The sequence below is a fragment of the Curtobacterium sp. MCBD17_023 genome (assembly GCF_003224415.1).
In the GTDB taxonomy this organism is placed as follows: domain Bacteria; phylum Actinomycetota; class Actinomycetes; order Actinomycetales; family Microbacteriaceae; genus Curtobacterium.
The window spans coordinates 21,308-32,424 of record NZ_QKLJ01000022.1 but is presented as its reverse complement, the minus strand read 5'-3'; the positions used below and the strand labels follow the sequence as shown (position 1 = coordinate 32,424).

The window sequence follows — 11,117 nt, the reverse complement described above, 5'->3', positions numbered from 1 at the left end:
AGATGTGTATAAGAGACAGGACTGCGACCGCTGCACGATGGTCCGGACCGCCGCCGCGGCCCAGTCGCCCTCGGTGATCCGGCGCAGCAGTGCCCGGTCCTGCGTCCCGAACAAGGGCCGCAGCGTCCGGGTCGCCTGCAGCAGGCCGATGAGCGCGGTCGTGAAGGGCGTCGGCTCGGTCTGCCCGCGCAGAACGGCCGAGACCTCGGCGCGCAGGGCCTCCGCGGGACCAGCGTCGCGCTCCGGCCACCGCACGGAGGGGAACACGGCGAGGAACCGTTTCTCCTCCCGCCCGAGGACGCCGCGAGCGACCAGCCCGTTCAGGACGGCGTCCCGGAATCCGCGGTTCCCGAGCCGGGACACCCAGCTGGTGGGTCGGCGCCGAGCCGGCGCTGTCTCGAGCGAGGCCAGGAACCCGTCGAGGGCGGGATCACCCGGAGGCGGGGCCTTGGCGACGATCACCCGGTTGTGATCGAGGGAGACCATGCCTCGGAGAACGAGGTCGCCGAGCGCTGCGCCGGCGAGCCCGGCGTCGAGCACCTGTCCCGGGGGGATCCTCCGCCCGTCCGGCGCGACGAGCAGGAGCGCGAACGCCTCCGGCAGCGTGAGCGACGCGGGCATCAGACGGGGTCGGACTCCGGGAGCTGACCGGGACCGCCGCCGCGCATGCCTTCGCGCAGCCCGGCGATCACGTCGGCCTGCAGGAAGTTCGCCGCCTGGGCGCTGGTCGGGTCGACGACGATCCAGAACTCCTCCGGCAGCGCGGTGACGAGTTCGGCCATCGGCATCGCACGTGCTTCCAGGCCCGGGAGGCTCGTCCGCAGCTCCGACGGGTCGGTGAAGACCGGGACGAACTGGCGCTCGCGGATCACGACGTGCGCGACGCTGCCGTCGGCGTCCTCGCCGTCGGTCTTCCACGGCACCCAGGCGGCGCTCGCGAGGAAGCCCTCGGCCGAGGCGCTCATGCGCCGTCGCAGTTCCCCGGCGTCGTTGGGTACCGCGTCCTCAGCACCCGGGCCGAAACTGGACCCGGTCGTTCCGTTGGCGCTCATCGCGTTCCCTCCACCGTCGTGTCACCAGTCATGCTGCCACGCAGGGCGGGCGGAACGGGCGGGGCGCGCCTCCCGTCAGGAAGGCGCGCCCCGGTGACCCGGACCGCGTGGGTCAGTACTTGGCGGACTGCCCGCCGTCGATCGGGACGACCGTCGCGTTGACGTACGAGGCGTCGTCCGACAGCAGGAAGGCGACGACCGCGGCGATCTCGGGGGCCTCGCCGTAGCGCTTGGTCGGGTTGACCTGGATGAACTCCTCGGCGGCCTTGCGCGGGTTCTCCGGGTCGAGCTGCTTCATCGAGTTCTCGACCATCGGCGTCCAGATCGCTCCGGGGGCGATGGCGTTGATGCGGATGCCGTACTGGCCGTACTCGACGGCGGAGTTGCGGGTGAGGCCGACGACGCCGTGCTTGGCGGCGGCGTAGCCCGACTGGTTGCCGATACCGCGGATGCCGCCGACGCTCGCGGTGTTCACGACCATGCCGGAGCCCTGCTCGCGCATGACCTTCAGCACCTTCTCGAGGCCGAGGAACACGCCCCGCAGGTTGATTGACACGACGCGGTCGAACTCGGCGGCGGTGAACGACTCGGTGAGGTTCTGCTTGCCCTCGATGCCGGCGTTGTTGAAGAAGCCGTCGATGCGGCCGAAGCGCTCGCGGGTGGCGGCGACGTACGCGTCGACCTGCGCTTCGTCAGCGACGTCGGCGATGGTGGTGAGGACCTCGGCGTCGGGTGCGGCTTCGAGGACGGCGGCCTTCGTCGCCTCGAGGCCCTGCTCGGAGACGTCGACGAGCGCGAGTTTCGCACCCTCTGCGGCGAGACGGACGGCGGTCGCGCGGCCGAGGCCGGAGCCACCGCCGGTGATGAGGACGACGCGATCGGTGAAACGCGTGGTGCTGGTGCTGGTCATGAGGGCCTCGTGCGGTCTTCGACGATGAAGGGCTCGGGGTCCGGAAGTGGTGCGCTGGATTGCGGCACCGGGCGGCGAGTCCGGTCCGACGGGCGTCCGCCGGACGCGACTTACGCTACAGGTGTTGTCTGACCGGCCGCGGTGCGACGAGGCACCTCAACAGCTCGAGAGCACCCGCTCCATCGCGTCACGCTCGGCCGGCACGACCCAGAGCCGGTACTCCGCCTTCACGGCGATCTGGTGCTCGACGTACGCGCAGCGGAACCCCTTCGCCGCGGGCAGCCACGTCGCGGCGTCGGACGAGCGCTTCTGCGAGTTCGAATGCCCGTCGACGGCGAACAGGTTCTCCGGGTCGTTCGCCAGCGCCTCGCGTTCGTCCTGCGTGAGCCGCTGTGCACCGGTCCGCCACGCGTTCTCGAGCGCGACGACGTGGTCGATCTGCACGAGGGTCGAGGTCGTGTTGCCGCGCACGAACGCGACCTCGCCGCCGGTGTACGGGGAGACGAGCTTCCCGGACATGACCTTGCACGGCCCCTGCCGGACGATGTCGGTCAGGTCGCGGGCCAGGACGTCGTTCCGGGTGTCGCAACCGTTGTGGTCGACGTCGAGCCAGGCGGTGCCGAAGTCCGCCTCGCGGTCGTAGCCCGTCGCGGGTGCCTTTCCCTTCACCGCGAGCGTGGCGAGGGTCGCACGGGCGGCAGCGGCGGCCTCGGTGCTCCCGGCGTCGCCGCTGGCCGGACTGGAGGGTCGGCTCACTTCCGTCGGATCGGCGGCCGGTGCCGAGGTGGTCGATCCGGTTGTGGGTCGCGTCGTCGTCGCGATGGTCGGTTCTGTTCCGGTGCCGGAGTCGGAGCCGGTGCCGGTGCCGGTGCCGGTGCCGGTACCGATGCTCGTCGGCTCGCCGGTGGTGGCGTCGGTGCCACTGGCGAGGACTCCCGACGAGAGGAGCGCCCAGACGCCGAGGGCGACGGCGAGGGTGATGATCGAGGTCTGGACGGTCGTGCGGGTGCGGCGTCGGCGGGACGTCATGTGCGGTGGTGCTCCTGGTGGTGCTCGGCGGACTCGTCGATCCTGGCGGAAGCCCCCGACACCTCCCGGCTCGCCGCTCCGCACTCCTGGGTCCGGTCGTCGACAGCGGGGGTAGAGAGGGAGCATGACCGACTACGCACAACCGTCCGTGCCCGTCACCGGAGGGTCGATGCCGCTCCTCGGCTTCGGCACCTGGCAGATCGAGGAGCCCGACGCTCCCGCCGCGGTCGCCGCAGCGCTCCAGGCCGGCTACCGCCACATCGACACCGCGACCGGGTACCGCAACCAGCGCGGTGTCGGGAAGGCGATCGCCGAGTCCGGCCTCGCCCGTGAGGATCTGTTCATCACCACGAAGCTCCCGCCGGACAACGCCGACCGCGTCCGGGAGACGATCGAGGAGAGCCTCGACCAGCTCGGCCTCGACCACCTGGACCTGTGGCTCGTGCACTGGCCGCCGAACGGCGAGGCCCGTCCCGACGTCTGGCAGCAGCTCGTCGAGGCGCAGCAGGCCGGCCTGACGAAGGCGATCGGCGTGAGCAACTACTCGCTCGACCAGATCGACGAGCTCATCGACGCCACCGGTGCGACCCCGGCCGTGAACCAGATCCGCTGGAGCCCGGTCGAGTTCGACCGTGCCGTGGCTGACGGCTTGCGCGACCGGGGTGTCGTCCTCGAGGGCTACAGCCCCTTCAAGGCGAGCAACCTGCAGGACCCGACGCTGGTCGAGATCGCCCAGGCGCACGACGCCGACGCCGCGCAGGTCATCGTCGCGTGGCACGTCGCGCACCAGTTCGTCGTCATCCCGAAGTCGTCGAACCCGGACCGCATCCGGTCGAACGCTGCCGGGGCGACGCTCGAGCTGAGCGCGGACGAGATCGCGCGGATCGACGGCCTCGGCAACTGACGGACCGCTGCACCGTCACCGGCCTGGTGGGAATCGCTCCCGCCAGGCCGGTTCTCTGTGGGGATCCGTCTCGCTGCAGCAGACGTACGGGTTCGCCGTGACGTCATCCGGGCCGTCGATCACGGGGAACCCGAGTTCGCGCGTTGTCCGTACCAGGCGTCTGTCGAAGGTCACCAGCGCGTCCGTCGAAGCCATCGCGACCGCGAGCACCGCAGCGTCCGGCATGCTCAGGCGATGGGTCGAGCACAGCTCGGCTATCCGCCGCACGACAGCGCCGTCGACACCGAGGAGTTCCACGCCCAGCGCCTCGACCTGATCACGGCGCACATCGAACCGGTCGTCACGAACAGGGCGCACCAGCACCTCGGCGAGTGTCAGCGTGGTCGTGGCGAAGCCCTCCCACTCGTACGACTCGACGACGTCCAGCGCTCGCGCGTGCGCTGCGTCCTCCGCGTCGGTGACGGCGATGATGACGTTGGCGTCGAGCGTCAGCATCCGCCCGTGGTCCGCACGCGCTCCAGATGGTCGGGAGCGAACTCGCCCGTGAAGGCGCCGGACGGCCCGAGGAGCGTGACGACGGCTCCGTTGGCGAGGTGGAGTTCGGATCGCCCTGGGCCGGTGTGCCGGAGGCGGGCGCCGGTGGCGCTCCCGTCGTCACCCCGAGGTGTACGGGCATCCGGAGCTGCGGTCGGGTAGCGGGTGGCGGTGTGCGGAGCAGGGCTGGCGAGGAGCATGGCGAGACGGTAGCGAGCAGGTCCGGCCGGGGCCAAGGAATCGGTACTTCGTATGTCGCTGCGGCCCGGTCGCCTGTCACGCCAGCAGCGACCGGATGTCCTCCGCGCTCAACCCCTCGGCGAACAGCGCGTCGTCGTCGATCATCGTCGCGAACAGCTGCGCCTTCCGCTGCGCGAGCGCGAGCACCTTCTCCTCGATGGTGTCCTCCGCGATGAGCCGTGCGACCGTTACCGACCGGGTCTGTCCGATCCGGTGCGTCCGGTCGACGGCCTGGTTTTCGGCGGCCGGGTTCCACCACGGGTCGAGCACGAACACGGTGTCCGCTTCGGTCAGGGTGAGCCCGAAGCCGCCGGCCTTGAGCGAGATGAGGAACGCCGGGGCGGTGCCGTCCCGGAAGCGGTCGATGACGGCTCCGCGGCGCCGGGTGGATCCGTCGAGGTACTCGTACGCGACTCCGCGGTCGTCGAGGGCGGTCGCGACGATCTTCAGGAACGAGGTGAACTGGCTGAAGACGAGCGCCCGGCGCCCTTCCGCCGCGAGCTGTTCGATCTCGTCGAGCAGCAGGTCCAGCTTGGCGCTCGGCACGTCGTCGTGGTCGTCGGACACGAGCGCGGGGGAGAGCGCGAGCATCCGGAGCAGGGTGAGGGACCGGAAGACGATCATGCGGTTGCGGTCGAGGTCGTCGACCAGGTCGAGCACCTTGAGCCGCTCCCGGTTCAGCGTCGTCTCGTACAGGTCGCGGTGCGCAGGGTCGAGAGTGACGCGGACGACCTGTTCGACCTTCTCGGGCAGGTCCGCGGCGACGCTCTCCTTCGTCCGGCGGAGCATGAGCGGGCGGATCCGTCGTCGGAGCCGGCCGGTGAGCTCCCTCCGGGCGGCACCGCGGAGCTCGGGTGAGGCGAGGGGCTTCACGTAGTCCTCGCCGAACCGCGTCCACGACGACAGCAGCCCGGGCGCGACGATCGAGAACAGGGCCCAGAGGTCGGACAGCCCGTTCTCGAGCGGCGTCCCCGTCACGGCGATCTTGACCGGAGCGCGGAGCTCGGCGGCGACCCGGTGCGTCTGCGACTGCGGGTTCTTCACGAACTGCGCCTCGTCGAGCAGCAGCGCCGACCAGCGCAGGTCGAGGTACGCGGCCGCGTCGAGCCGCAGCAGGGCGTACGAGGTCACGATGACGTCCGACGCGGCGGCCGCGCGTGCGACCCGGGCGGGGTCCTTCAGCGAGGTGGAGGCGATCGTCGTCACCCGCAGCGACGGCACGAACTTCGCCGCCTCGTCGGCCCAGTTGCCGACGACGGACGTGGGCGCGACGACGAGGAACGGGGGAGCCTCCGGTGCGGCTGCCCGACGCCCGGCGATCATCGCGAGTGCCTGCAACGTCTTGCCGAGGCCCATGTCGTCGGCGAGCACCCCGCCGACCCCGTGCTCGACGAGGAACGACAACCACGCGTACCCGTCACGCTGGTAGGGCCGGAGCTCGGCGTGGACGGTCTCCGGGACCGCGAGGTCGGCGGGCGCGGTCGCGTCGAGCAGGCGCCCGGCGATCTCCTGCCACCGCTCGTCGTGCTCGGTCTCGTCGGCGAGCTGGTCGAACTCCGCCCACAGCGCGGCCCGGTACGGCGTGACGGTGAGCGGCTGGTCGGGCTCCCACTCCTCGAGCTCGCGGGCCTCCTCGATGACCTCCTTGAGCCGGTCGAAGGCCGGATCCGCGAGCGACAGGTACGAGTTGTCGACCAGCTTGAGCCGCCGGTCCCGTTTCGCGAGCGCCCGGAGCAGCGGCGTGAACGGGATCTCCTTGCCGTTGACGCTGACGATGATCCCGAGGTCGAACCAGTCGTGCTTGTCCGACGGCATCGTCGTGACGCGGATGTGCGGTCGGCCGCTCAACCGCTCGTAGTCGACCCGCTCGCCCTGCACGACGACGCGGACGCCGTGGGCCGGCAGCGCGGGCAGCAGCTCGTTGGCGAGCACGGCGACGTCGGCGCCGTCGATCGTCCCGTCCTCGAACCAGCCGAGTGCGCCACCGGGCCCGGCTGGGTGCTCGGGCGCATCGGTCTGCTCGGCGTGGTCGGCGTCCGGGACGGGAGGCCCGGACCGCTCCGCCGTGTCGTCGGACGTCCCCGACGTGGCCGGGTCCGACTCGTCCGCAGCAGCCGCCGTGGCCCGAGCGTCGTCGGCGGCGAGCACGCTGCCGAGGTCGGGCAGCGGTCCGTGCAGCGACACCGGGTCCTTCCGCCCGTCGACGCTCCACCGCCACTGCAGGTGGGCACGGTCGTCCGTCCGGGGAGCCCGCGCCGGCTCGAACGTCACAGTGAGCACGAGCTCTGGCGGGGTCCGTTCGGGCAGCTCGAGGGAGCCGTCCGAGCTGACGAGCCCGAGCGAGCCGCGGAGGCGCGGCGACCAGTCCGCCAGGAACTCGTCGACCTCGTCCGCGGGCACGGTGATCCGGGCAGCCTCGACGAGCATCCGCCGCTGGTCCTCGGGGACGGGCGACGGCGTCGGCGCGAGGGCGACGGAGAACTCCGGCGACTCCCGGAAGGCGTACACGCCGTGGTCGCCGACGACACGGGCGGCACCCTCGGCGACCGGTCGCCCGTCGATCACAGCGCTCGCGCCGATCACGAGCCCGTCGGCGGTGCGGACTGCGTCGAGCAGCACGCGGCCGTCCGTGCCGAGCTCGACCCCGCCCTCGCGCTTGCCGGTCACGAACGTGATGCCGAGGGGCCCGGCCTGCCGCAGCAACGGCCAGAGGAGCGGACTGCGGAAGTCGTCGAGGTGGATCCAGTCGCTCTCCCCGGGCAGACCGGCGAGCTGCCCGGCGCGGTGCAGCGCCGCGAACTGCATGAACCAGGCGTGCTGCTCCGGCTCGAGGCCGAGGCGGTTCATCGAGTAGGGGAGCGCACCCCAGGTCAGTTGTCCGCGCACCCAGTTGCCCGCCGCGCTCCGGCTCACCGGACGGACGCCGAGCCGCACCGCCCGTGAGGCGACCGGCAACGTGCGGCCGGCCGCGCGGGCGCGGCCGGCGAGTCGCGCCGGGACCGCGTCGCGGAGTTCGAACTGGAGGCCCATCCCGCCTGCCGCAGGAACGGTTCCGGGACCGGCCGTGTCGTCGTCGTCACCGGCGAGGCGGGCGAGGTCGCGCCTCCAGTCCGGGGTCGGCGGGGTGGGCGCCTGCGTCCTCGGGCCCGCCTGCGCGGCGAGAGCCCGGGCGTTGATCGTGAGGAGCGCGGCGGCGACGTGCTTGCACTCGCCGCCGAGCGGGCACGTGCAGTGGCTGCGGACGGGGCGGACGAACTCGCCGCGGGCGATCGTCGTGTCGACCTGCACGTCGTAGGGATCGTCGGCGCTGCCACTGACCGTCGCGGTGATCGAACCGTCCTCGTCGTGCCAGGTGGCGTCCTCGACGAGACCGGCGCGGACGACGTCGCGGGCCCGACCGAACGTCTGCGGCCCCACGAAGCGGATGACGTCGACGGCGTCGATCATCGGAGCAGCTGGCACAGGGACATCGTGCCAGGCCCCGCCGACGCTCTGCCCCGTTCTGGGGACCTCACGGAGTCGGCAGAAACGAGAAGATGAATCATCATGCTGCAGTCACTCGTTTACATGAGCTCGGCCACCGAGCACTTCGACGGTCCCGCACTCGACGCCGTCCTGGAGCGCTCGCGTGTCCGGAACACCCAGGACGGGCTGACCGGCCTCCTCGTCCACCGCGAGGGTCGGTTCATGCAGCTCCTCGAGGGGCCGCACGACGCGGTGCTCGCGACGTACGGCCGGATCGTCGGTGACCCGCGTCACGACGAGGTCCGGCTGCTGGTGGAGGAGACCATCCACACCCGCCGGTTCCCCGAGTGGTCGATGGCCTTCAGCCGGGACACGGAGGTCGAACCGCCCGAGGGCTTCAGCGACTTCCTCACCGGCGACACCAGCGCGGACGTGAGCAAGGCGCGGGAGCTGCTCCGGTGGTTCCGCAACCACCCGATGGCGGCGCCGACGGCCTCGCTCGGGAAGCACCGGCGCGACTGACGTCAGCGTTGCTTCGCCAGCTCGCTGTGCTTCCGCGAGTAGCCGAAGTACACGCCGAGCCCGATCGCGAACCAGATCCCGAACCGCACCCACGTCTCCCACTGCAGGAACGAGACGAGCCACAGCGACGCCAGGACGCCGATCGCCGGGACGACGGGCATGAACGGCAGGCGGAACTGCCGGTCGAGGTCCGGCTGCCGGTAGCGGAGCACGATGACCGCGGTGCAGACGACCACGAACGCGAGCAGGATGCCGATGTTCGTCAGCTCGGCCACCACGCCGATGGGCAGCACGCCCGCCAGGACCGCCGACGCGATGCCGAGGATCCAGGTCACCCGGGTCGGGACGTGCCGCTTCGGGTCGGTCTTGGCGAACCACTTCGGCATGAGGCCGTCGCGGCTCATCGAGAACCAGACGCGCGAGGCACCGAGCATGAAGGTGACGAGGACCGTGACGATGCCGACGATCGCGCCGATCGCGATGACGTTCGCGATCCCGCCGAGGCCGACCGACGCGAACGCCGACGAGAAGCCGGACGCGGGGTCGATGTCCTTGAAGTCTTGCATCCCGGTCAGGACGAGGGTCGCCAGGACGTACAGGACCATCGAGATCCCGAGGGAGAGCAGGATCGCCTTCGGCATGTGCTTCCGGGCGTCGGTGGACTCCTCGGCCGCGGTGGACATCGCGTCGTAGCCGAACACGGCGAAGAACACGGTCGCCGCACCGGTCATGACGCCGCCGAAGCCGAACGGGAAGTACGGCGAGTAGTTCGCGCTGTCGATGTGGAAGACACCGAGCACCACGATGAGGACGACGAGGGCGACCTTGATGCCGACCGCGACGAACTCGAACCGGGCGGCGCTCCGGATGCCGCGGGTCAGGACGAACGCGGTGAGCAGGCAGAGCAGGATCGCGAAGACGTCGACGACGTGTCCGTCCCCGGTGCCCGGGGCGCCGAGCATCCACGCCGGCAGGTCGATGCCGAACTGGCCGACCAGGAAGCCCACGTAGCCGGAGATGCCGATCGCGACCACCGCCACGATCGCGGTGTACTCGAGCAGCAGGTCCCAGCCGATGAACCACCCGACAATCTCGCCGAGCACCGCGTAGCCGTACGTGTAGGCGCTGCCGGCCTTCGGGATGAGGCCGGCGAACTCGGCGTACGACAACGCGGCCGCCGCGCTGGCGACCCCGGCGACCAGGAAGCTGATGAGGACGGCGGGTCCGGCGACGCCGTTCGCGACCGTCCCCGCCAGCGTGAAGATGCCCGCGCCGATGATCCCGCCGATGCCGATCGCGGTGAGCTGCCACAGCCCGAGGTGGCGTTTCAGGCCGCCCTCGGCTCCGGCGTCGTCGTCGATCGTGTCGATCGGCTTCCGGCGGAACAGGGTGGAGGATCGCGGCGTCGGTGCCATGCCGCCATCCTGCACCCGCTGCGGCGGATCGGCACGTCCCTCGTGCCCGCGGACCGGACCTCCGCTGCCGACGCTGGCCGGGCCTCCCGTCAGCGCTGCGCGTACGGCCACCAGAACGGCGGCGGCAGCGCGCCGCCGGTGAGGATGACGAGTCCCTGGTAGGCGAGCATCCCCACGCCGAGCATCCCGAGGACGGCTGCGGCCCATGCCCACCGCCGAGCCGCGCGTCGGCGACGACCGATCCGGATCGCCCGCCACGCCGACAGCAGACCGAGCCCGCCGAACAGGAACCCGATCGCGAGGTGCCGTCCCACGCCCTCCGCCGGCAGGATCAGCCCCTGCAGGAAGGCGAACCCGCCGAGCAGCACGGCTGCGGTGGCGGGAGCGGCAGGGGGTTCGTGGTCGCGCGCACGGGCCATGCCCCGACCGTAGCGGCAACGGGCGTCCCGTCGACGAGGCACGATGGACCCATGCGTTCCTCCGCCCGCGTGCTCCTGCGCCCCGTCCTCGTGCTCGCGGCCGCCCTGCGGTCGGTCCGCACGCGCCGCCGCCGATGACGTCGGGAGACCCGGACGGCGGGGTCCGGCACGACGGCGCGGCCCAGGACGGCGCGGCACAGGACGGCGCGGCACAGGACGGCCGGGAGGCCCGGTCCGGTGGACGCCGCGGTCGTCGCGTCGCGGACGTGGTCGCCTCCGTCGTCCTGCTGGTGGTCGGGGCGCTCGCCGCGCTGACCGCCGGGTGGGGGATCATGCTGCTCGCGCTCGGGTTCGGTTCGTGCGACGCACCGGGCAACCGCTGCGACGAGGGGCTCGGCGGGACGGTCGTGACGCTCGGGCCGGTGCTCGTCGCGCTGGTGTTCCTGGTGGCGGCCGTCGTCTGCGTGCTCCGGCTCGTGCGGCGCCGGACGGCGTGGCCGGTCGCGCTGCTCGGCCTCGGGCTGGTCGTGGTGGTGTTCCTCGTGGCGCGGCTCGTCGTGGGCGGCACGGTGACGATCGGCATCTGAACCGGCTCTCCTGCACAGGGCCGCCGGACGTCGTGGTCGT

At 71.7% G+C, this 11,117-nt stretch carries 11 protein-coding genes; 3 read left to right on the top strand and 8 right to left on the bottom strand.

Annotation, left to right across the window (positions count from 1 at the left end; genetic code table 11):
* The 4 genes from DEI84_RS14935 to DEI84_RS14920 form a co-directional block, all read right to left on the bottom strand.
* Positions 1-621, bottom strand: a 621-nt coding sequence (locus tag DEI84_RS14935; RefSeq protein ID WP_110891459.1) for a GPP34 family phosphoprotein, incomplete at its 3' end; no start/stop codon positions are given.
* On the bottom strand, positions 621-1,052 hold the full coding sequence (locus DEI84_RS14930; RefSeq protein ID WP_110891458.1) for an SseB family protein: 432 nt from the start codon (positions 1,050-1,052) through the stop codon (positions 621-623). The genes DEI84_RS14935 and DEI84_RS14930, both read right to left, overlap by 1 nt.
* 112 nt (positions 1,053-1,164) lie before the next feature.
* Positions 1,165-1,962, bottom strand: coding sequence for an SDR family oxidoreductase (locus tag DEI84_RS14925; protein WP_110891457.1), 798 nt, complete (start codon positions 1,960-1,962; stop codon positions 1,165-1,167).
* Positions 1,963-2,118: 156 nt separating this feature from the next.
* Positions 2,119-2,991 carry an HNH endonuclease family protein gene (locus DEI84_RS14920; protein ID WP_110891456.1) on the bottom strand — a complete coding sequence of 291 codons (873 nt, stop codon included), beginning with the start codon at positions 2,989-2,991 and terminating at the stop codon, positions 2,119-2,121.
* Positions 2,992-3,115: 124 nt separating this feature from the next.
* Here DEI84_RS14920 and DEI84_RS14915 point away from each other — a divergent pair, with 124 nt between their 5' ends.
* Entirely contained in the window at positions 3,116-3,895 is a 780-nt protein-coding gene (locus tag DEI84_RS14915; protein WP_110891455.1) for an aldo/keto reductase, read from the top strand.
* A 15-nt stretch (positions 3,896-3,910) separates the two neighbouring features.
* Here the strand turns inward: DEI84_RS14915 and DEI84_RS14910 are convergent, their stop codons facing one another.
* Positions 3,911-4,390 carry a PIN domain-containing protein gene (locus tag DEI84_RS14910; protein WP_110891454.1) on the bottom strand — a complete coding sequence of 160 codons (480 nt, stop codon included), beginning with the start codon at positions 4,388-4,390 and terminating at the stop codon, positions 3,911-3,913.
* Between the two features lie 315 nt (positions 4,391-4,705).
* Positions 4,706-8,131: a DEAD/DEAH box helicase gene (locus DEI84_RS14905; RefSeq protein ID WP_146236388.1), complete on the bottom strand. Its 3,426-nt coding sequence runs from the start codon at positions 8,129-8,131 to the stop codon at positions 4,706-4,708.
* Between the two features lie 84 nt (positions 8,132-8,215).
* On the opposite strand from DEI84_RS14905, the gene DEI84_RS14900 reads away from it, so the two are divergent.
* Entirely contained in the window at positions 8,216-8,656 is a 441-nt protein-coding gene (locus DEI84_RS14900) for a BLUF domain-containing protein (RefSeq protein WP_110891452.1), read from the top strand.
* A gap of 2 nt (positions 8,657-8,658) precedes the next feature.
* Here DEI84_RS14900 and DEI84_RS14895 read toward each other — a convergent pair whose 3' ends face one another.
* Both DEI84_RS14895 and DEI84_RS14890 read right to left on the bottom strand, forming a co-directional pair.
* A complete protein-coding gene (locus DEI84_RS14895; protein WP_110891451.1) occupies positions 8,659-10,071 on the bottom strand; it encodes an amino acid permease in 1,413 nt (470 codons plus the stop codon).
* 89 nt (positions 10,072-10,160) lie between these two features.
* On the bottom strand, positions 10,161-10,490 hold the full coding sequence (locus tag DEI84_RS14890; protein WP_110891450.1) for a hypothetical protein: 330 nt from the start codon (positions 10,488-10,490) through the stop codon (positions 10,161-10,163).
* Positions 10,491-10,624: 134 nt separating this feature from the next.
* Here DEI84_RS14890 and DEI84_RS14885 point away from each other — a divergent pair, with 134 nt between their 5' ends.
* The gene (locus DEI84_RS14885; RefSeq protein WP_110891449.1) at positions 10,625-11,077 is read left to right on the top strand and encodes a DUF6264 family protein; all 453 of its coding nucleotides are present in this window, start codon (positions 10,625-10,627) and stop codon (positions 11,075-11,077) included.
* Positions 11,078-11,117 lie beyond the last annotated feature (40 nt).

Coding starts and splice junctions, on each gene's coding strand:
- DEI84_RS14930 (WP_110891458.1), bottom strand. CDS start 1,052: ATGAGCGCCAACGGAACGACCGGGTCCAGTTTCGGCCCGGGTGCTGAG.
- DEI84_RS14925 (WP_110891457.1), bottom strand. CDS start 1,962: ATGACCAGCACCAGCACCACGCGTTTCACCGATCGCGTCGTCCTCATC.
- DEI84_RS14920 (WP_110891456.1), bottom strand. CDS start 2,991: ATGACGTCCCGCCGACGCCGCACCCGCACGACCGTCCAGACCTCGATC.
- DEI84_RS14915 (WP_110891455.1), top strand. CDS start 3,116: ATGACCGACTACGCACAACCGTCCGTGCCCGTCACCGGAGGGTCGATG.
- DEI84_RS14910 (WP_110891454.1), bottom strand. CDS start 4,390: ATGCTGACGCTCGACGCCAACGTCATCATCGCCGTCACCGACGCGGAG.
- DEI84_RS14900 (WP_110891452.1), top strand. CDS start 8,216: ATGCTGCAGTCACTCGTTTACATGAGCTCGGCCACCGAGCACTTCGAC.
- DEI84_RS14895 (WP_110891451.1), bottom strand. CDS start 10,071: ATGGCACCGACGCCGCGATCCTCCACCCTGTTCCGCCGGAAGCCGATC.
- DEI84_RS14890 (WP_110891450.1), bottom strand. CDS start 10,490: ATGGCCCGTGCGCGCGACCACGAACCCCCTGCCGCTCCCGCCACCGCA.
- DEI84_RS14885 (WP_110891449.1), top strand. CDS start 10,625: ATGACGTCGGGAGACCCGGACGGCGGGGTCCGGCACGACGGCGCGGCC.